Here is a 20605-nt window from a genome sequence, read left to right on the forward strand (position 1 = left end):
AGCATGCGCTCGTAGCCGCCGGTGGACTCCATGGCAAGCACGCTGCCTTGCGGCAGGGTTTGCAGCCATTTGCTCAGACTGCTGGGCGTGTTCTTGAGGATTTTGGTGACGGGCTTGGCACGGCCATGATCGGCCACGACGATCTCGGCCTTGCCCACATCTGCGCCGAAAAAAGACACTGCGATTTGCATCTGTAGAACCCTTGCGATAGCGTTATGCCTGCTGGGGAAGCCGCGCCCGATGCGTTACCTTGCGATCAATCGGCGGTCTTGGCCGCTAGATTCTTAATCGACGTGTTTGGGCGGGGTGGGATATCTACCGACGTCAGTCCGCGCGAACGGCTGATGGATGGGTGTGTCCCGTTCCCCAGCTCCCACTGAACACATTTCGGTGGGGGCTACAGAACCATACAAGGATGGGTGGAGCGCGAGATCCTCTCCACGAGGACTTCGCTCTTCAGCGCGCGGAACCCATGCGGCCATGGGTAGATTGTTTTCTTCAGTGGCCGAAAAACACGCTGCCCACGGCCGCATGGGTTTCGCGCGTTCAGCAGCTGCGTTCTTGCTTAAGAACTCTCGCGCTCCACCCATCCTACACACCCAGGTAGCGCTGTGCCAGTTCCGGCTGGGCCGCGAGGTCGGCGGGGCTACCCTGCCATACGACGCGGCCCTTTTCCAGCACGTGGTGGCGGTCGACGAGGGTGGCCATTTCCTTCAGGTTCTTGTCGATCACCAGAATGGTCTGGCCTTCCTCCTTCAGGCGGCGCAGGCAGTTCCAGATTTCCTGTCGGATCAGGGGCGCGAGGCCTTCGGTGGCCTCGTCCAGGACGAGCAGGCGCGGGTTGATGAGGAGCGCGCGGCCCACGGCCAGCATCTGCTGCTCGCCGCCGGACAGGGTGCGGGCCGATTGGGCGCGGCGCTCCTTCAGGCGCGGGAAGAGCTCGAACACCCGCTCCACGTGCCAGCCGGCCCGGGTGTTGCGGGCGGTGGCCACCAGGTTTTCCTCCACCGACAGCGAACCGAAGACGCGGCGGCCTTCGGGCACCAGCCCGATGCCCAGTTGCGCGATGCGGTGCGAGGGCAACCCGGCGATGGGCTTGCCGTCGAGCAGGATGCTGCCGCCCTGCGCGGGCAGCATGCCCATCAGCGTCTTGACGGTGGTGGTCTTGCCCATGCCGTTGCGGCCGATCAGGGAAACGACCTGCCGCGGCGCGATGTCGAGGTCCACGCCGAAGAGCACCTTGCTCGCGCCGTAGCCGGCCTGCAATGCCTTGATTTGCAGCATTATTCCTCCTCGCCCAGGTAGGCGGCGCGCACGTCGGGATGGCGGCGCACCTCGTCCGGGGTGCCGGTGAAGATCGTCTTGCCGTAGACCAGCACGGTGATGCGGTCGGCCAGCGCGAACACGGCGTCCATGTCGTGCTCGACCAGCAGGATGGCGTAACGGCCCTTGAGTTCCCGCAGCAGCGCCGTCATGCGCTGCGATTCCTCCGCGCCCATGCCGGCCATGGGTTCGTCCAGCAGCAGCAGGGTCGCGTCCAGCGACAGCGCCATCGCCAGTTCCAGCTGGCGCTTCTCTCCGTGCGCCAGCGCCGAGACGCGCACGTCGCCGCGCCCGTCCAGTCCGACGCGCTCCAGGGCCTGGCGCGCCGGCTCGCGCAGCCGCGGCAACCGGCGGGCGTTCTTCCACAGGTTGAAGCCGCCGGGGCTGTGTGCCTGCACGGCCATAGCGACGTTGTCCTCGGCGGTGAAGCCGGGATAGAGCTGGCTGATCTGGAAAGAACGGGCCAGCCCCGCCGCCGGCCGCTTGTGGGCGGGCATGCGGGTGATGTCGCGGCCGTCCAGCAGGATGCTGCCGGCATCCGGCAGGATCTCGCCGCCGATCTGCGATAGCAGGGTGGTCTTGCCGGCGCCGTTGGGGCCGATCAGCGCGTGCAGTTCGCCGGGTCGCACGGCCAGGTTGACGCCCTGCGTAGCATGCACGGCGCCGAAGCGCTTCTGCAGATCGCGGATCTCCAGCTTGGGCTGATCAGCCATGGTGTTTGCCTCCCACCAGCCAGCCGTACACGCCGCGCTTGCCGAACAGCACCACCAGCACCAGCACGGGGCCGAGGATGAGCATCCAGTGTTCGGTCCAGGCGGTCGCCACCTGCTCCAGGCCGAGGTAGACGGCCACGCCCAGCACCGGCCCGAAGATCGAGCCCATGCCGCCCAGGATGACCATGGCCATCAGTTCGCCCGACTTCTGCCACGACGACATGTCGGGGCTGACGAAGAGCGCGTAGTTTGCCCACAGCGCGCCGGCCAGGCCGGTTCCAGCCGCCGACAGCACGAAGGCCGTGAGGCGATAGCGCAGCGGCGCGAGGCCCAGGCCGATGCTGCGGCGCGGGTTCTGCTTGATGCTCTGCAGCGCCATGCCGAACGGCGAATCGACGATGCGACGGCAAGCCAGCGTCCAGGCCGTCAGGAGCGCGAGGCAGACGTAGTAGAAAGTGGCGGGACGGTTCATGTCCAGGCCCGGCAGCGTGTTGCGGGTGTCGATGGACAGGCCGTCGTCGCCGCCGTAGACCATCAGGCCGACGAGGATGAAGTACAGCATCTGCCCGAACGCGAGCGTGATCATGATGAACTGCACGCCCGAGGTGCGCAGCGACAGGAAGCCCACCACCAGCCCGGCCAGCGCCGCCGCCGCGATGGCCAGCGGCCACATCGCCAGCGCGGCGTTGCTGCCGCTCCAGCCGAACAGCGTGTCGCCCTGGGCGAGGTGAAAGCCGGCGATGCCGATCACGTAGCCGCCCAGGCCGAAGAAGGCCGCGTGGCCGAAGCTCACCATGGCGCCGTAGCCCAGGATCAGGTCCAGGCTGACCGCGGCGATGGCGTAGATCAGGAAGCGGGTCATCAGGTTGACCAGGAAGCTCTCGCCGGTGGCCGACGCGATCGCGGGCACCAGGGCGAACAGCAGGAACCCGATAACGTTGACGATCATTTTTCGTGTCATGGATATCGTTCCTATCGCCGCGCGGGCACGAGGCCGCGCGGCTTGAACAGCAGCACGATGGCCATCAGGATGTAGATGCTGGCGGAGACCAGGCTGGAGCTGGCGGAGTCCGACAATTCCGGCGGCAGCAGCCGCGACATCCAGAACGGGATGTAGGCGCGGCCCAGGGCGTCGGTCATGCCTATCATCAGGGAGCCGGCCAGCGCGCCGCGCACCGAGCCCACGCCGCCCACCACGATGACCACGAAGGTCGTGATCAGGATGCGTTCGCCCATGCCGATCTCCACCGCCAGCAGCGGCGCGGCCATGACGCCGGCAAATCCGCAGAGCAGCGCGCCGAGCGTGAAGATCAGGGTGAACAGGCGCTGGATGTTCACGCCCAGCGCATCGACCATCTCGCCGTCGTCCGCCCCGGCGCGCACCAGCATGCCCACGCGGGTGCGCGAGATGAGGAACCATAGGCCCAGCGCCACCAGCACGCCCGCGCCGATGAAGGCCAGCCGCATCACGGGATAGTTCAGGCCGGGCAGCAGCGCTACGGATCCCGACAGGAACGGCGGGATGTCCATAAAGGGCGGGCTGCGGCCGAACAGCACGGTGACCAGCTCGTTGGTGAACAGCGTCAGGCCCAGCGTGGCGAGCACCTGGTCCAGGTGGTCGCGGCGGTACAGGTGGCGGATCACCAGCAGTTCCACCACCAGGCCGTACAGCGCCGCGCCGGCCAATGCCGCCAGCACGGCGGCGGCGAACGAGCCGGTGGCGGCCGCCGCGCTGGCCGCGCAGAACGCGCCCACCATGTAGAACGAGCCGTGCGTCAGGTTGATGACGTTCATGATGCCGAACACCAGCGTCAAGCCCGCCGACAGCAGGAACAGCAATGCGCTGTATTGCAGGCCGTTGAGGACCTGCTCAAGGAACATCAGCATGGAAACTCCTCGTGGAGCGGCGCGGGGGGCGGGCGGGAGTTGCCCGGCCCCCGTCCCGGCCTACATCTTGCAATCCGCCGCGTGCACGTCGGTGTGGTCGCGGGCGATGACCTTGAGGTTCTTGTAGACCAGCTTGCCGTCCGGACCGGCTTCGATGTGCAGGAGGTACCAGTCCTGGATGGGGTGCTGGTTGGGGCCGAACTTGAACTTGCCCCGCACGCTGGGGAAGTCGGCGCGGCGCAGCGCGGCGCGGAAGTCGTCGGCGCGGCCGGCGATGTCGCCGTCGACCGCCTTCAGGGCCGACCCGATGAGATTGGCGGTGTCGTAGGCCTGCGCCGCGTAGGCGGTGGGCGCGCGGTTGTAGGCCTTGGTGAAGGCCTGCACGAAGTGCTTGCTCTGCGCGTTGTCCAGGTCGGCGCTCCACAGCGAGCTCAGGTAGAAGCCCGCGCCCGCCGTGCCGGTCGCGGCCAGCATGCGGTCGTCCATCGAGTAGATGGGCGTAATCATCTTGATCTGGCCGGCCAGCCCGGAATTGGCGAATTGCTTGGTCAGGTTGATGCCCGCGCCGCCCGGATGGAACTGGAAGATCGCGTCGGGATTGAGCGAGCGGATGCGCGCCAGTTCGACCGAGAAGTCCGCCTGCTCCAGCTTGGTGTAGATCTCGTCGGCGATCTCACCCTTGTAGGTGCGCTTGAAGCCGGCGATCGCGTCGCGCCCCGCCTGGTAGTTGGGGGCCATGATGACCACGCGCTTGGCGCCCAGCTCGTTGGCGGCCATGCCGGCGGTGTCGGCGTAGGAGTCGTTCTGGAAGGCGACGGAGAAGTAGTTCGGGTTGCAGGCCTTGCCGGCGTAGTTGGAAGGGCCGGCGTTCAGGCTGACGTAGAAGCCGCCGGCATTGAGCACCGTCGGCCCGACCGCGGCCATCACGTTCGAGAAATTGATGCCGGTGAACAGGCGCACGCCGTTCTGCACCATCTTGTCGGCGATCTGCTTGGCGTTGGCGGGCTTGAGCGCGTCGTCCTCGACGCGCACGTTGACCGCCACGCCGCCGAGCTTGCCGCCGCCCTCCTTGACGGCCAGCATGAAGGCGTCGCGCTCGTCTTCACCAATGTAGCCGGCTGGCGTGGACAGCGTGCCGATGAAACCGATGTCGACGGGCTTCTGCTGCGCGTCGGCCGCGAACGAGGCCAGCGCCAGCATGATGGCGGCGCTGCCGCCGCTGATGGTCTTCTTCATGGTTGTCTCCTCCTGCGTTGATATTTTTCTGTTGCCAGACTACTTCACAGCTTTTTTTTGCCGCCGGGCCGCCCCAAGGCAAAAAGCGCCCCCTCGGGGGGCAGCAAGCACGCAATGTGTGCGCGGCGTGGGGCCGTCCTCATACTAGGCAGTTTTCCACTTTCCAGCCATACAACCACTGCAACGCGTCATAGAACTGGGACTGGCTCCTGCCGGTCCACAGCATATTGCGCACCGTGCGCTCGACGCCCCGTGCATGATAGAGCCTGCCCATCTCCCGAGTGGACCAGACCACGCGCGCGCTGCGCGGGATGCGGACCGATTCGTACAGCCGGAAGGCCGCTTCCAGGTCGTGCTCGCAACGCCGCACGGCCTCGCCCAGCGTCACCGCGTCTTCCAGCGCCATGCAGGCGCCCTGGGCCATGTATTGCGTCATGGGATGGGCGGCGTCGCCCAGGATGGTGACGCGGCCCTGGCCCCAGCGTTCCACGGGCTCGCGGTCGGCGGTGGCCCAGCGCTTCCAGGAGGTGGGGCGGTCGAGCATCTGGTGGGGGCGCGGGTGGATGCCCTCGAAATAGGAGAGCACTTCCTCCTTGCTGCCCTCGCGCACGCCCCATTCCTCCTGTTCGCGGCTATGGAAAGTCACCACGAGGTTGTATTGCTGGCCGCCGCGCAAGGGGTAGTGCACCAGATGGCAGTGCGGGCCGGCCCACAGCACGGGCGCGTTGATGCGCAGTTCCTCGGGCATGTTTTCGCGCTCGACCACGGCGCGGTACACGACGTGCCCGGTCACCCGCGCGGGGTCGCCCACCAGGCGTTCGCGGATCACGGACTTCACGCCGTCGGCGCCGACCACCACATCGGCGCGGTATCGGTTGCCCTGCGTGTCCGTCACTTCCACGCCCCGGCCGTCCTGCGACATGCCGGCGATCTGCGTGGAGGTGCGGAAGCTGATCAGCGGATTCTGCTGCACCGCTTCGAGAATGGACAGGTGGATGTCGGCGCGGTGGATGACGGCATAGGGTCCGCCGAAACGCTGGCGGAACGCCTCGCCGGTATCGATGCGTACGACTTCGCGGGCGTCCACCGCGTCCATCATGATGATGTGGTCGGTGAACACGGCGCGCCCGCGCGCGGCCGGGCCCACGCCCAGCGCGTCCAGCGCCGCGAAGGCATTGGGGCCGAGCTGGATGCCGGCGCCGATCTCGCCGATGTGCGCGGCCTGCTCCAGCAGTTGCACCGCGATCCCCTGGCGCGTCAGCGCCAGCGCGGCGGCCAGACCGCCGATGCCGCCGCCCACCACGATGGCGGATTGGCCGGTGGGCGCCGTCGTTTTGCTTGCGTTCATGTGTGGCCTCCGCGCCGTTCAGTCCTGGCCGCCCAGGAAGGCGCCCTGCTGGCGCAACTGCGCCTGCAAGGCGGGAATCGAAACATCGGCCGGCGCGATACCCGCGCGCAGCGCCATCGCCGACGCGGTGCCGGCCGCCTCGCCCATCACGAAGCAGCTGCCGCTCACGCGCGCGGCTGACTGGCCTTCGTGGGTCATGGACGCGCAGCGTCCGGCCACCAGCACGTTGTCCGCCACGCCCGCGCCGCGCCGCGGCACCATCATGCGGAACGGCAGCTGGTTATAGCCGCGCGATTCCGGTATGGGCGGCCAGATCCATTGCACGTCGCCGGCGGTGTGCATTTCCAGCGGCCAGCCATTGACGCCGATGCTGTCATCGAAGTCGGCGCAGCCCAGTACGTCTTCCCGGGTCAGCACGGCTTCGCCGACGATGCGGCGGGTTTCGCGGATGCCCAGCTGGGGCGCGATGTCCAGCACATAGGCGTTTTCGAATCCGGGCACCTTGGCGCGCAGGAAGGCCAGGTATTCCACGATCTGGCGCCGGCCTTCGAGTTCGCCCGCCGACAGCGAGCCGGCGTCCGTGCCGTCGGCCGCGCTGCCGTCGGGGTTGGCCAGCTGGGTCACGTTGACCCGCCATTCGTAGTCGTGCTTTTGCGGGCGCACGATGGCGCCGCGCCGCGGGAACGTGAATTCCCCGCTGGCGGCGGCCTCGTCCATCAGCCGGGGGATGGTCTTCCAGGCCTCTTGCGCGCGCGCGCCGTCCACGTTGCCCACCTTGAACATCAGCGTGGGGTAGAGCATGTGGCCGTGTTCATCGCCCTTTTCGAAGGGCAGGCCGCCCCACTGGGCGATGTCGGCGTCGCCCGAGCAATCGATGAAGATCCGGGCGCGCACGGCGCGGCGGCCGGACTTGGTCTCCAGGAACAGGGCGTCCACGCGGCCGTCTTCCGCGCGCGCCAGCCCCGTGGCCAGGGCATGGAACAGCACTTGCGCGCCGCTGTCCTGGACCAGGCCGTCGGCGGCGCACTTGAAGGCCGAGATGTCGTAGGCCTGGGCGTGGATCTTGCCCAGGATCAGGTGGGGATCGTTCAGGCCGTCCATGGCGCGCATGCGGTCCAGCAGTTCGTCGGTCATGCCGTGGACCACCTGCCGGATGTCGCCGCGGATGTTGGCGTGCAGGCCGCAGAAGTTGGACACGCCCGCCGCCGTGCCCATGCCGCCCAGGAAGCCGTAGCGCTCCACCAGCAGCACGCTGGCGCCGTTGCGCGCCGCGCTGGCCGCGGCCAACAGGCCGGCGGGGCCGCCGCCCAGCACGACGACGTCGAATTCGCCGTAGAGAGGGACCTGGCGGGCGGGTTCGGTGATGACCATCTGATTCTCCTTGCTAGTGGCGGAAGGGACCGGGCCTTACTGGCCCTTGATGCCCAGCTTGCGGATCAGGGGTTCCCAGCGCTTGAGCTCGTCATCCATGTAGGCGCGGAATTCGGCGGGCGTGCTGCCCACCGGATCCATGAACGGGGTCTGCAGCCGCTTCTTCACTTCGGGATCGCGCAGCGCCTGGATCAGCGCGTCGGACAGCTTCTTCTGGATGTCGGCCGGCACCTTGGACGAGATCACGAAGCCGATCCACGCGGAACCCTCGATGCCGGGCACGCCCACTTCGGCCAGCGTGGGGATGTCGGGCAGCAGCGACGAGCGCTTGGACGAGGTGACGGCCAGCGCCTTCAGGCGGCCGTCCTTCACCATCGGCATGACCGCGATGGGCGGGAGGGCGGCGAACTGCGTATCGCCCGACAGCAGGGAGGTCAGCGCGGCGGGCGAGGACGGGTAGGGCACGTGCGTGGCGCGCGCGCCGATCTGCTGCAGCATCAGCTCCACGGCCAGGTGCGATACCGTGCCCGCTCCCGGCGAGGGGAAGTTGTACTTGTCGGGATTCTTCTTTAGCGCCTCCAGCAACTGGCCGATGTTGTCGATGCCGGCCGTGGCCGGCACCACCAGCACGTTGGGCTGGTGCACGGCGAGCGTCAGCGGCGAGAGATCGGTGGCGGGCGCGTAGGGCAGCTTGTCGAACAGCAGGGTGTTGTTGACCAGCGGGCCGGTGATGGAGACGCCGAAGGTATAGCCGTCGGGCTTGGCGTTGGCGATGGCGTAGGTGCCGATGTTGCCGCTGGCGCCGGGCTTGTTCTCGATCACGATGGTCTGGCCGAGGAGGGCGCCGGCCTTCTCGCCGACGATGCGCGCCACCTGGTCGGGGCTGGAGCCCGGGCCGAAGGGCACGATGGCCTTGAGCGGCTGGGCGGGCCACGCGTCGGCGTGCGCCGCGGCCAGCGGGGCCAGGGCGGCAAGCCCCAGCGCCAGCGCGCGGGACGCGATGCGGCGCGCGAACTTGCGCGCGACGGCCGGCGTCGAGGACTTATGCATGAGTGTCTCCCAGGTCTTTCATGGCGTTGAAGTAGGTCTGCTCGTTGGCGATGAAGGCGGCGACCATCGCGCGGTAGGTGGCGTCCACCACCTGGTCCAGGTTGGCGAAGCCCCGGTCGTGGCGCTCGGCCAGCTGACGGACCTTCTCGAAGACCTGGGCCTGGCGGGCGGGCGCGCTGACCTGGAAGGCGTCGCGCTTGAAGCGCGCGGCGTCCTTCACATACATGGCGCGCTCGGCGATCAGCCGGACGATCTCGTCGTCCAGGCGGTCGATGTTGGCGCGCACGTCGGCCAGCGTGGCGCACAGCGGACGGTAGGCGGGGTCGGTGTAGGCGCGCAGCGGCGCGCCCCGGGTGTCGGGTTCCTGGTTCGTCATCGGGTGTAGTCCGGTTGCCGCGCGGGCGACGCCTGCTGGAAGGCGGGCTGCGCATTGCAGTGTTCATAAACGCGCAGCACGCGCGGGTAGGCGGAAAGATCGCAGCCCATGCGCTGGGCGTTCGCCACTTGCGGCACCAGGCAGCAGTCCGCCAAGGTCGGCGCGTCGCCGAAGCAGTAGGCGCCGTGGCCGTGGCGCGCCAGCAGCGCTTCCACGGCGGTCAGGCCTTCGCGGATCCAATGGTGGTACCAGGCGTTCTTCTGTTCGTCGCTCGCGCCCAGCACTTCCTGCAGATAGCGCAGGATGCGCATGTTGTTGACGGGGTGGATGTCGCAGGAAATGGCGTCGGACAGTTCCAGCACGCGCGCGCGCTCCAGCGTGTCCGCCGGGATCAGGCGCGGTTCGGGATGGGTGGCGTCCAGGTAGTCGATGATGGCCAGCGACTGGGATAGCCGGGTGTCGCCGTCGGTCAGCAACGGCACGCCGGCGGACGGGTTGCGGGCCACGTAGTCCGGGGCGCGCTGCTCCTGCGTGCGCAGATTGACGGGCAGGTACTCGTAGGCCAGGCCCTTGAGCGCCAGCGCGATGCGCACGCGGTAGGAGGTGGAGCTATTGAAGAAGCTGTGGAGTTGCATAGGTCGGGTGCGGGTTGGGACCGTTGACGGTGGGCGGGATGCCGAAGGCGCGTTATTCGGCCGTGATGCCGGTGCGCGTGACGATGTCGTCCCAGCGCTGGGCGTCCTTGGCGATCAGGGCGCCGAATTCGGCGGGCTCGGAAGTCGCAGGGACCATGCCTTGGGCGTCGAACGCGGAGGCCGTGGCCGGCGTCTTCAGAATGGCGTTGATCTGCTGGTTCATGCGGTCCACGATGGCGGGCGGCGTGCCTTTCGGCGCCAGCACGCCGTACCACATGTCCACGTCGGCGCCTTGCAGGCCGGCTTCGGTCAGGGTGGGCGTGTCGGGCAATTGCGGCAGGCGCCTGGGGCTGCCGGTGGCGATCACTTTCAGCTTGCCGCCCTTGATCTGCGGCAGCGCCACGTGCACGGGCAGGAACATGTAATCCAGGCGTCCGCCCAGCATGTCGGTGACGGCGCCGGCCGTTCCCTTGTAGGGCACGTGCAGCATGGTGGTGCCGGTGCGGTCCAGGAACAGGGCCATGGAAAGGTGGTGGGGCGTGCCCACGCCGGGCGTGCCGTAGCTGAGCTTGCCCGGCGCCGCGGTGGCCGCGCGTACCACGTCCTGCACGGTGTTGGCGGGGTTGGACGGGTGCGTGACCAGCAGCAGCGAACCCCAGGAGGTCAGCCCGACCGGGGCGAAGTCCCGCTGCGGGTCGAAGCGCAGCTTGCCTTTGTACAGGCTGCTGTTCATGACGAAGGTGTTCACGGTCACCAGGAAGGTATAGCCGTCCGGCGCGGCGCGCGCCACTTTCTCGCTGCCGATGTTGCCGCTGGCGCCGGCAAGGTTCTCCACCACCACGGGCTGCCCCAGCGTCTGCGGCAGCGTGGCCGCCAACTGGCGCGCGATCAGGTCGATGCCGGTGCCCGGTGTGAAGGGCACGACGAGCGTGACGGGGCGGTCGGGCCAGGCTGCCTGGCTGGCGGCCGCCGTGAGCGCGAGGGCCGCGCCGGCCAGCACGCGTAGGAATGTGATCATGGCTAGTCTCCTGTCGAATCGCCGGTCATGCGCCGGCTTGTCCATGGCGGCGCGGTCCCGGGGGCCGCGTCCGCGTTCTGTTCGCGGCCTACACGAAGGAAGGCCGCGCCTTCAGCGCGGCGGGATCGAAACCCGCCACCTGCTTGTACCGTTGCGATATTCCCTCCAGTTCCTGGCGGCTGATCACGTCCTCGATCCGCGCGTAGGGCTTGTCGGCCGAACGTTCATGCACTTCGCGCAGGATGGCGTCGGGCGGATTGCTGCGGTTGGTCAGCACGACGCGGGTGGTGGCTTCGACCCGGACGCGGTCGTACTGCTGCAACGCCTCGGGCGTCAGGCCCAGGCGCTTGAGCTGGCCGGTCAGGTAGCGGGCGTCGATCACCGCCTGGCCGGCGCCGTTGGAGCCGCGCGGCACCATGGGGTGGGCGGCGTCGCCCAGCAGGGTCATGCGGCCTTGCGTCCAGGTGGGCAGCGGGTCCTGGTCCACCATGGGGTACTCCAGGATCGAATCGGCGTCCTGGATCAGGCGCGCCACGTCCAGCCAGTCGAAATGCCAGTCGGCGAAGGCGGGGAAGAAATCTTCCAGCCGGCCGCCGCGGTTCCAGTCGCGCACCGCGGGTTCGGCGGCCTCGATCTCGGCCACCCAGTTCACCAGCTGATTGCCGTCGGCGTCGATGTCGTCGCGGATGGGGTAGATGACCATCTTGCCGGTGGACAGCCAGCCCGCGCGCACCATGCTGGCGCCGGACAGGAAGGGCTTGCAACGCGTCGTGCCGCGCCACATGTTCACACCGGAATAGCGCGGCGCGCCTTCCTGCGGATAGAGCTGCTTGCGCAGCACCGAATGGATGCCGTCGCAGCCCACCGCGATGCGGCCGCGCACCGGAGGCAGGGCCTGGCCGTCGCCGTCCTGGAAGCTGGCGGTGACGCTGTCGGCATCCTGGGTCACGCCGGTGCAGCGGGCGTTGACCACTACGCTGTCTTCGCCCAGGCGCTCGCGCACGGCCGCCAGCAGCGCCATTTGCAGATCGCCGCGGTGGATGGAGTATTGCGGCCAGTCGTAGCCCGCGTCGAGACCCGCGGGCTCGCCGTAGATGAATTGGCCGTGGCGCGTATAGAAAACGGACTCGCGGGTGCGCACGGCGATGGCGTCCAGCGCGGGCAGCAGCCCCAGTTCGTCGAGCTCGCGGGTGGCGTGGGGCAGCAGGTTGATCCCGACGCCCAGCGGCCGGATTTCACGCACGCTTTCGTAGACGCGGCAGGCGATGCCCGCCTGGTGCAGGCTCAGCGCCAGCACCAGGCCGCCGACGCCGGCGCCCACGATGATCACATCGGTCTCTCGTTCCATGCTCACACCATCCGCACGCTGAGCGTGCCCAGGCCGTCCACGCCGCCGACCATCCTGTCGCCGCGCACCACGGGGCCCACGCCTTCGGGCGTGCCGGTGTAGATCAGGTCGCCGGCTTCCAGGCGGAAGTAACGGGACAGGTAGGAGACGGTTTCGGCGACGGACCAGATCAGCTTGCCGATATCGCTGCGCTGCTTGTCGGCGCCGTTGACCTGCAGCCAGATGCCGGCCCGGCCGACGTCCGGCACGGACGCCGCGGGATGGAGCGGCCCGATGGGTCCGCTCTGATCGAAGGCCTTGCCCAGTTCCCAGGGGCGGCCGGCCTCGCGCATTTTCATCTGCAGGTCGCGGCGCGTCATGTCCAGGCCCACGGCGTAGCCCCAGACATGTTCCAGCGCCTGTTCGACGGGAATGTCGGCGCCGCCGCGGCCGATGGCGGCGACCAGTTCGATCTCGTAGTGCAGGTTGGCCGTTTCCGGCGGATAGGGCAGCGAAAGCGTGCTGCCCTCGGCCACGGGCACCACGGCGTCGGCGGGCTTGCAGAAGAAGAACGGCGGCTCGCGGTCGGGATCGAAGCCCATCTCCCTGGCGTGGGCGGCATAGTTGCGGCCCACGCAGTAGACGCGGCGCACGGGAAAGCGGTCCTCGCTGCCGGCCACGGGGACGGCGACGGGGGCGGCGGGATCAAAGACAAAAGACATGGATCACCCTTGGCGTGCGGGATACGCACAAAATGGAAACGGGAGTGGCCGCGGCCGGCGCGGCCGCGGGCGGCGGGTTTCAGCCGATCCGGGCTTCGCGCCAGAGGCCCAGCGCATCCTGCACCGGGCGGTCGGAATAGCTGAACAGCGTGGCGTCTTCCAGCGCGGCGAGCTCCACTGGCATCCAGGACGGCGCGACGAATACGTCGCGCGGACAGAAGTGGAACTCCTGGTCGCCGATGCGGGCGGTGCCGCGGCCTTCGACCACGCTGTAGACCGTGGAGTCGGTGCTGCGGTAGGGCTTGCCCTGGAAGCCGGCGGGCAGGAACTGCATGAAGGTCGCCATCGTCGGCATCGGATAGCCGCCGGTGGCCGGATTCAGGTAGCGCAGCTTCACGCCGTCCCAGGGGTCCAGTTCGCCGTGGCGGTAGAGCTGGTCCAGCGCCTCGCGGCTGCGTTCATACGGATAGTTGAAGATGGGCGAGGTGCCGCTGGCGGCCTGGTGGCGCACCGGCGCCATGTTGTGGCCATAGCGCGCCATGCTGTCGCCCTCGGGGCGCGTGACCGGTTGCGTGGCCGAGGGGTAGTTCTCGGCGAAGCCCGCGTCCAGGAAGCGCAGCAGCGGAATGTCCAGGCCGTCGAGCCAGACCACGGGCTCGCCGCCCTCGGCGGCTTCGGCGTTGCCGTGGTCGTGCCAGGTCCAGGACGGCGTGATGATGAAGTCGCCGGGGCGCATGGTGGTGCGCTCGCCGTTCACGGCCGTGTAGGCGCCGCGGCCCTCCACGATGAAGCGCAGCGCGGATTGCGTATGGCGGTGGCTGGGCGCGATCTCGCCGGGCAGGATCAGTTGCAGGCCGGCGTACAGGCTCTGGGTGATGCTGGCCTGCCCCGGCAGGCCGGGGTTCTCCAGGATCAGCACGCGCCGCACGGCTTCCTCGGCGCTGATGAGCGAGCCGGAGGCCATCACGTCGTCGCGGACGTCGTCGTATTTCCACAGGGCCGGCACGCAGCGCGGCGCGGGTTCGCGCGGCACCAGGTTGTGCAGCGACTCCCACAGCGGAGCCATGTGTTTCTTGGCGATGCGCGCGTAATAGGCGGCGCGATCGGCGGCGGGGGTGTGACCGTCGGGCATGTCTGTCTCCGGATTGTCCGGCTGGCGCCGGCTTCTGCGGTTGGCCGCCGCGTGGTTCGCGGCTGGTCCTGTTCTGGAGACGATTATGCGTAAGCAGCTATGTGTTTTGAAATGAAATTATCTTATTATCCATATCAATAAGAATATACATACGAGACAAACGAGGGCCTGTATGGACTGGACCCATCGATTGCGCCTGCGCAATCTGAAAATGCTGCTCAGCCTGGCCCAGACCCGCAACATCAGCCATTCGGCGGCGATGCTCAACACCACGCAGCCGGGCCTGTCCAAGTGGCTGAAGGATCTGGAAGACGACATCGGGCTGCCGCTGTTCGAGCGCCACGCGCGCGGCCTGCGGCCGACGCCGCATGGCGACGTGCTGATCGCCCATGCCCAGCGGGTGGAGGCGCAGCTGGACCGCGCCAGCGCGGACATGGCGGCCCTGCGCGAAGGCGGCGGGGGCCGGGTGGTGATCGGCGCCTCGGGCGCATCGGCTTCCGACACCGTGCCGCTGGCGGTGATGAAGCTGCTGGCGCGCATGCCGCAGGCGCGCGTGAAGCTGGTGGAGGGCACCACCGACCTCCTGCTCGCGCAACTGGCGCAGGGCGACCTGGACATCGTGGTGGGCCGCTCCGCGCCCGAACACCACGATCCGGCCATCCGCTTCGAGGCCCTGTACCTGGAGCCCATCCACCTCGTGGCGCGGCCCCGGCATCCCCTGTTCGCGGTGGAGCAGCCTTCCTGGCAGGACCTGCTGTCCTACCGCTGGATCCTCTGGCCCAAGGGCACGCCCATCCGCAACGCGGTGGACGCCGCCCTGGCCGCGGCCGGGCAGGCGCCGCCGCCCGACCACATCGAGTCCAACTCGGTGACCATCAACCTCACGCTGATCAACAACAGCGACATGATCGGCGTCGCCTCGCATCGCGCCGCGCTGCGCTTTTCGCAGATGCGGGCCATGCGCGTCATCCCCGTTCGGCTGTCCGGCTTCGGCTCGGTGGCCATGTACTGGCGCGAGGATCCCTTCCGCCCCGTGGCGGTGCAGGAAGCCATGGCGGCCCTGCGCAACACGGTGGCGGAGCATGCTCCCGGCGCGGCGAGGGTGTGATGGACACGCGGCGCGCGGGCCTGAACGCGCTGATCGCGCAATGCCGCAAGCTGGAGGATGCGCTGCCCGGACAGGACGACTCGCCCGCGTCGGCGGCGATGCACCGCTTCGTGGCGGCCGTGGACGCGCGCCGCGCGCCGCCCGGCATGTGGTCCCCCCTCGTGCTCGCCGTGCTGGTGATGGCGGGCGGGCTGGGAGTGGGCATCGGGGTGTTGGACCTGCTGCGGCACGGCGCCGGATCAGCGCTGGCGGCCTTCGCGCTGGTGGTGGTCTGCGCCGGCATGGCGCTGGCCCTGGCGATCGGCGTGGTGTCGTTCATGGGCGGGCACGCCTTCGGGCTGGTGGTGCTGAAGCGGCTGGCCGTGGGCCTGATCGCCGCCGGCATCCTGGGCGGGATCGCCTGGACCCAGGGCGACATGCGGGCGGTCGGATCCGTGGTGGCGCTGCTGGGCGGGCTGGGCGCCTGGCTGGTGCTCAACAGCAACGCCTTCTACGTGTACGCCGGCTACCAGATGGCGCGGCGCTACATGGATCGCAAGAAGGGGGCCTGATCCGCGCGCGGACCGGCCCCCCTTGCCCGCTTACTTCGTCGCGACCTGCTCCGGCGGCACGGGGTTTTCCCAGCCGCCGCCGATCGCGCGGATCAGGCCCACCGCCGAGCGCGCCTGTTCGCCGCTGAGCTGCACGGCCACGCGCTGTTGCAGCAGCACGCTGCGGTCGGCCTCGATCACGTCGAGATAGCTGATGGAGCCTTCCCGGTACTGCGTGTGCGACAGCTTGGCGGCCCGGGCGGCCGATTCGACGGCGGCGTCCTGGGCGCGCGTCTGGTCGGCCAGGATGCGCAGGTTGGCCAGGTTGTCTTCCACTTCGCGGAAGGCGTTCAGCACGGTCTGGCGGTAGGTGGCGACGTCTTCCTCGTAGACGGCGCGGGCCCGGTCCAGGCCGGCCTGGCGGCGGCCGCCGTCGAAGATGGGCATGGACAGGGCGGCGCCCACCAGCGGACCCAGCAGGAAGGTGCGGCTGGACCACTGGAACAGGTTGCCCAGGTCCGACGACTCGTAGCCGAAGGCGCCGGTGATGTCCAGGCGCGGGAAGAACGCGGACTTGGCCGCGCCCACGCGGGCATTGGCGGCGGCCATCGCGCGCTCGGCCGCGGCGATGTCGGGACGGCGCTCCAGCAGCGCGGACGGCAGCCCGGCCGGGATGGAGAGCGCCACCTTCTGGATCGGCAGCGGCGGCATCGAGAACTCCGACGGGGCGCGGCCCAGCAGCACCGCGAGGGCGTGCTCGGACGCGGCGCGGCGGCGGTCGATGCCCAGCGCTTCCGATTGCGCGCTGGCCAGTTCCGTTTTGGCGCGGGCCAGGTCCAGTTCGCTGATGTCGCCGGCGTCGTAGCGGCGCTGGATCAGTTGCAGCGTGTCCATGCGCAGCTTGACCGTCTGGCGGTAGAGCTGCGATTCGGCGTCCTGCTCGCGGACCAGGAAGTAGGTCGTGGCGACGTCGGCCTGCAGGGCCAGCAGCACCGAGCGGTAGAGCGCTTCGCTTTGCCGGGCGTCGGCCGAGGCCGCGTCGTAGGTCGAGGCCACGCGGCCGAACAGGTCGGCCTCGTACGACACCATGCCTTGCGCGCGCCAGGTGGTGACGGGGCTGGTGGACGTGCCGTCCGGCAGGCCCTGCGACACGGCGGACGGGCGCTGGCGGTTGGGGCCGAAGGCGGCGTCCAGGGTGGGGAAGAAGCCGGAGCGGGCCTCGCGCTGCAGCGCGCGCGCCTGGGTCAGGCGGGCGGCGGCGGCCTGCAGGTTCTGGTTGGCCTGCTGCGCCTCGTCTTCCAGCTGGTTCAGACCTTCGTCGTCGAACACCTTCCACCAGGCGCCGCGCAGCGCGTCTTCCGACGGCTCGGCGGGCTTCCAGGTGCCGGCTTCGGAGGCGGGCAGGGCGGCTTCCTTGTAGGCCGCGGGCACCGCGGCCGAAGGCCGTTCGTAGGTCGGTCCCACCGCGCAGCCGGCCAGCACGAGCAGGAGGGCTAGCAGGGCGGAACCGCGGGTCAGTCTTTGGATCATGATGGCTATTCTCTCGGTGGCGCGTCCCGCCGCGGGGGGCGGGACGCGCTGGCTAGGCTCTCGGTTGGCCGGCTCAGGCGTTGTGCTGGGGAGCGGGCGGCGCGTGCGGGTCCAGGTGCGGCACGCAGACGGGGGCCTCGTGCGGCGCGGCGGAGTGCAGCTTCTTGCCGCCCAGCGAACGCAGCAGCACGTAGAACACCGGCGTCAGGAACAGGCCGAACAGCGTCACGCCCAGCATGCCGAAGAACACGGCGACCCCCATGGCATGGCGCATTTCGGAACCCGCGCCCGAGGACAGCACCAGCGGCACCACGCCCATGATGAACGCGATGGACGTCATCAGGATGGGGCGCAGGCGCAGGCGGCTGGCCTCGATGGCGGCTTCCAGCGGCGTGCGGCCGTTCATCTCCAGCTCGCGGGCGAATTCCACGATCAGGATCGCGTTCTTCGCCGACAGCCCCACCAGCACCATCAGGCCGATCTGGGTGAAGATGTTGTTGTCGTTGCCGGTCAGGTACACGCCGGCCAACGCGGCCAGGATGCTCATCGGCACGATCAGGATCACGGCCAGCGGCAGCGTCAGGCTTTCATACAGCGCGGCCAGCACCAGGAACACCAGCAGCACGCTGATCGGGAACACCCACAGGCCGGCGTTGCCCGCGAGGATCTGCTGGTAGGTCAGGTCCGTCCATTCCATCTTCATGCCGCGCGGCAGGGTCTCGGCCGCCACGCGTTCGGCCGCGGCCTGCGCCTGGTCGGACGAATAGCCCGGGGCCGGGCCGCCGTTGATGTCGGCGGCGGTGTAGCCGTTGTAGCGCACCACCATCTCCGGGCCGAAGGTCTGCTTGACCGTGACCAGCGAGGACAGCGGCACCATGTCGCCGGCGGCATTGCGGGTCTTGAGCTGCAGGATGTCGTCGGCGTGGGCCCGGAACGGCGCGTCCGCCTGCGCGCGCACCTGGAAGACGCGGCCGAAGCGGTTGAAGTCGTTCACGTACATCGAGCCCAGATAGATCTGCATGGTGTCGAACACTTCCGTCACCGGCACGCCCAGCTGCTTGGCCTTTACGCGGTCCAGGTCCACGTCGAGCTGCGGCACGTTGATCTCGTAGCTGGAGAAGGCCGGGCCGAGCTCGGGCGTCTGGCGGGCCTTGGCCAGGAAGGCGGCCTTGGCGCGGTCCAATTCCGCGTATCCGGCCGCGCCGCGGTCCTCGATCTGGAACTTGAAGCCGCCGAGCGTACCCAGGCCCATCACCGGCGGAGGGGGGAACACCGCGATGAACGAGTCCTGGATCGCCGCGAACTTCTGGTTCAGCGAGGCCGCGATGGCATTGCCCGACAGCGCGGCGCTCTTGCGCTCGTTGAAGGGCTTGAGCATCACGAACACGATGCCGGCGCTGGAACTGTTGGTGAAGCCGTTGATCGACAGGCCCGGGAACGCGATGGCGCTCTGCACGCCGGGTTCCTTCAGGGCGATGTCGCTCATGCGGCGGATCACGGCGTCGGTGCGGTCCAGCGAGGCGCCGTTGGGCAGCTGCGTGAAGCCGATCAGGTACTGCTTGTCCTGCGCCGGCACGAAGCCGCCGGGCACGAGGTAGGAGATGCCGACGGTGGCGGCCACCAGCACGGCGTACACGCCCATGGCGCCGGCCTTGCGGCGGATCACGCTGGACACGCCCGTGCCGTAGGACTCGGAGGCGCGGCCGAACATCGTGTTGAACCAGTTGAAGAAGCGGCCGAAGACGCGGTTCATGCCGCGGGTCAGCCAGTCGGGCTTGTCGTGATGGCTCTTGAGCAGGATGGCGGACAGGGCCGGCGACAGGGTCAGCGAGTTGAAGGCCGAGATCACCGTCGAAATGGCGATGGTCATGGCGAACTGCTTGTAGAACTGCCCGGTCAGGCCGGTCATGAAGGCCAGCGGCACGAACACCGCGCACAGCGTGAGCGCGATGGCGATGATGGGGCCGCTCACTTCGCGCATGGCGCGGTAGGTCGCGTCGCGCGGACTGAGCCCGGCCGCGATGTTGCGCTCCACGTTCTCCACCACCACGATGGCGTCGTCCACCACGATGCCGATGGCCAGCACCATGCCGAACAGCGACAGCGCGTTGATGGAATAGCCGAAGATCAGCAGCAGGGCGAAGGTCCCCACGATGGACACCGGCACCGCCAGCAGCGGGATGATGGACGCGCGCCAGGTCTGCAGGAACAGGATCACCACCAGCACCACCAGCGCGATCGCTTCCAGCAGCGTATGCACGACCGCCTCGATACTGGCGCTGACGAACTGCGTGGGGTCGTATTCGATGCGGTATTCCACGCCCGGCGGGAAATCCTGCGACAGCTCGGCCATGGCCGCGCGCACCTTGGTGGAGACGTCCAGCGCGTTGGCGCCGGGCGACTGCATGATGCCCATGCCCACCGCCTGCTTGTTGTCCAGCAGCGAGCGCAGTCCGTATTCCTGGGCGTCCAGCTCCACGCGGGCGACGTCGGACAGGTGGGTCACGGCGCCGTCGGGCGAGGTCTTCAGGATGATGTCGCGGAACTCTTCCTCGGTCTGAAGGCGGCCGCGCGCGTTCACGTTCAGCTGCAACGGCACGTCGCCCAGCGTGGGCGAGGCGCCGATCACGCCGGCGGCCACCTGCACGTTCTGCTCGCGGATGGCGGCCACCACTTCGCCGGCCGTCATGCCGCGCTGGGCCACTTTCTGCGGATCCAGCCAGACGCGCATCGAATAGTTGCCCGAGCCCCACACCGTCACTTCGCCCACGCCCGAGATGCGGGCCAGGCGATCCTTGACGTTCAGGATGGCGTAGTTGCGCAGATAGGTGATGTCGTAGCGGTCGTTGGGCGAGATCAGGTGCACCACCAGCGTCAGCGTGGGCGAGCTCTTGGCCGTTGTGACGCCCAGACGCTGCACGTCCGGCGGCAGGCGCGGCAGCGCCTGCGACACGCGGTTCTGCACCAGCTGCTGCGCCTTGTCCGGGTCCACGCCCAGCTTGAAGTTCACCGTCAGCGTCAGGTTGCCGTCGCTATTGGCCTGCGACTGCATGTACAGCATGTCCTCGACGCCGTTGATGGATTCCTCCAGCGGCGAAGCGACGGTTTCGGCGATGACCTTGGGGTTCGCGCCGGGATACTGCGCGCGCACGACCACGGACGGCGGCACCACTTCCGGGTACTCGGAAATGGGCAGCTGGAACATGGCCAGGATGCCGGCCAGCAGCACCAGTATGGATAGCACGCCGGCGAAGATCGGCCGGTCGATGAAGAATTTCGAGATATTCATGGACGTTCTC

General features: G+C 68.6%; 18 protein-coding genes and 1 pseudogene. 2 read left to right on the plus strand and 17 right to left on the minus strand.

All coding sequences use genetic code 11. From position 1 onward, the window contains the following. The 15 genes and pseudogenes from ADE01S_RS28155 to gtdA all read right to left on the minus strand — a co-directional run. Positions 1-191, minus strand: a pseudogene (locus ADE01S_RS28155) (IS110 family transposase); the annotation flags it as partial. A 400-nt stretch (positions 192-591) separates the two neighbouring features. After that, positions 592-1284 carry an ABC transporter ATP-binding protein gene (locus ADE01S_RS28160; RefSeq protein ID WP_062685073.1) on the minus strand — a complete coding sequence of 231 codons (693 nt, stop codon included), beginning with the start codon at positions 1282-1284 and terminating at the stop codon, positions 592-594. Further along, positions 1284-2036: an ABC transporter ATP-binding protein gene (locus ADE01S_RS28165; protein ID WP_062685074.1), complete on the minus strand. Its 753-nt coding sequence runs from the start codon at positions 2034-2036 to the stop codon at positions 1284-1286. The genes ADE01S_RS28160 and ADE01S_RS28165 overlap by 1 nt, the downstream gene beginning before the upstream one ends. Then, entirely contained in the window at positions 2029-2997 is a 969-nt protein-coding gene (locus ADE01S_RS28170; protein WP_062685075.1) for a branched-chain amino acid ABC transporter permease, read from the minus strand. Before ADE01S_RS28170 ends, ADE01S_RS28165 begins: the two co-directional genes overlap by 8 nt. A gap of 11 nt (positions 2998-3008) precedes the next feature. Further along, on the minus strand, positions 3009-3923 hold the full coding sequence (locus ADE01S_RS28175) for a branched-chain amino acid ABC transporter permease (protein WP_082775913.1): 915 nt from the start codon (positions 3921-3923) through the stop codon (positions 3009-3011). 60 nt (positions 3924-3983) lie between these two features. Next, on the minus strand, positions 3984-5159 hold the full coding sequence (locus ADE01S_RS28180) for an ABC transporter substrate-binding protein (RefSeq protein ID WP_062685076.1): 1176 nt from the start codon (positions 5157-5159) through the stop codon (positions 3984-3986). A 139-nt stretch (positions 5160-5298) separates the two neighbouring features. Beyond that, complete coding sequence (locus ADE01S_RS28185) at positions 5299-6507, minus strand: 3-hydroxybenzoate 6-monooxygenase (RefSeq protein WP_062685077.1); 1209 nt, start codon at positions 6505-6507, stop codon at positions 5299-5301. A gap of 18 nt (positions 6508-6525) precedes the next feature. Then, positions 6526-7878 carry an FAD-dependent oxidoreductase gene (locus ADE01S_RS28190; RefSeq protein WP_062685078.1) on the minus strand — a complete coding sequence of 451 codons (1353 nt, stop codon included), beginning with the start codon at positions 7876-7878 and terminating at the stop codon, positions 6526-6528. Positions 7879-7914: 36 nt separating this feature from the next. Then, on the minus strand, positions 7915-8928 hold the full coding sequence (locus ADE01S_RS28195) for a Bug family tripartite tricarboxylate transporter substrate binding protein (protein ID WP_062685079.1): 1014 nt from the start codon (positions 8926-8928) through the stop codon (positions 7915-7917). Beyond that, positions 8921-9304, minus strand: a complete 384-nt coding sequence (locus ADE01S_RS28200) for a chorismate mutase (RefSeq protein WP_062685080.1) — start codon at positions 9302-9304, stop codon at positions 8921-8923. Before ADE01S_RS28200 ends, ADE01S_RS28195 begins: the two co-directional genes overlap by 8 nt. Beyond that, on the minus strand, positions 9301-9939 hold the full coding sequence (gene maiA / locus ADE01S_RS28205; RefSeq protein WP_062685081.1) for a maleylacetoacetate isomerase: 639 nt from the start codon (positions 9937-9939) through the stop codon (positions 9301-9303). Before maiA ends, ADE01S_RS28200 begins: the two co-directional genes overlap by 4 nt. Positions 9940-9991: 52 nt before the next feature. Further along, positions 9992-10957, minus strand: coding sequence for a tripartite tricarboxylate transporter substrate binding protein (locus ADE01S_RS28210; protein WP_062685082.1), 966 nt, complete (start codon positions 10955-10957; stop codon positions 9992-9994). An 88-nt stretch (positions 10958-11045) separates the two neighbouring features. After that, the gene (locus tag ADE01S_RS28215) at positions 11046-12305 is read right to left on the minus strand and encodes a flavin-dependent oxidoreductase (RefSeq protein ID WP_062685083.1); all 1260 of its coding nucleotides are present in this window, start codon (positions 12303-12305) and stop codon (positions 11046-11048) included. 2 nt (positions 12306-12307) lie between these two features. Continuing rightward, on the minus strand, positions 12308-13006 hold the full coding sequence (locus ADE01S_RS28220) for a fumarylacetoacetate hydrolase family protein (protein ID WP_062685084.1): 699 nt from the start codon (positions 13004-13006) through the stop codon (positions 12308-12310). Positions 13007-13085: 79 nt separating this feature from the next. Then, positions 13086-14138, minus strand: a complete 1053-nt coding sequence (gene gtdA / locus ADE01S_RS28225) for a gentisate 1,2-dioxygenase (RefSeq protein WP_062685085.1) — start codon at positions 14136-14138, stop codon at positions 13086-13088. 172 nt (positions 14139-14310) lie between these two features. Between gtdA and ADE01S_RS28230 the strand changes: the two genes are divergently transcribed. Together ADE01S_RS28230 and ADE01S_RS28235 are read left to right on the plus strand one after the other, a co-directional pair. After that, a complete protein-coding gene (locus tag ADE01S_RS28230) occupies positions 14311-15246 on the plus strand; it encodes a LysR substrate-binding domain-containing protein (RefSeq protein ID WP_062685086.1) in 936 nt (311 codons plus the stop codon). After that, complete coding sequence (locus ADE01S_RS28235) at positions 15246-15797, plus strand: hypothetical protein (RefSeq protein WP_062685087.1); 552 nt, start codon at positions 15246-15248, stop codon at positions 15795-15797. The genes ADE01S_RS28230 and ADE01S_RS28235 overlap by 1 nt, the downstream gene beginning before the upstream one ends. Before the next feature lie 30 nt (positions 15798-15827). Here the strand turns inward: ADE01S_RS28235 and ADE01S_RS28240 are convergent, their stop codons facing one another. Continuing rightward, the gene (locus ADE01S_RS28240) at positions 15828-17306 is read right to left on the minus strand and encodes an efflux transporter outer membrane subunit (protein ID WP_062685088.1); all 1479 of its coding nucleotides are present in this window, start codon (positions 17304-17306) and stop codon (positions 15828-15830) included. 73 nt (positions 17307-17379) lie between these two features. Beyond that, entirely contained in the window at positions 17380-20595 is a 3216-nt protein-coding gene (locus ADE01S_RS28245; protein ID WP_062685089.1) for an efflux RND transporter permease subunit, read from the minus strand. Positions 20596-20605 lie beyond the last annotated feature (10 nt).

Origin of the sequence: Achromobacter denitrificans NBRC 15125 (genome assembly GCF_001571365.1) — a bacterium.
GTDB lineage: Bacteria > Pseudomonadota > Gammaproteobacteria > Burkholderiales > Burkholderiaceae_B > Achromobacter > Achromobacter denitrificans.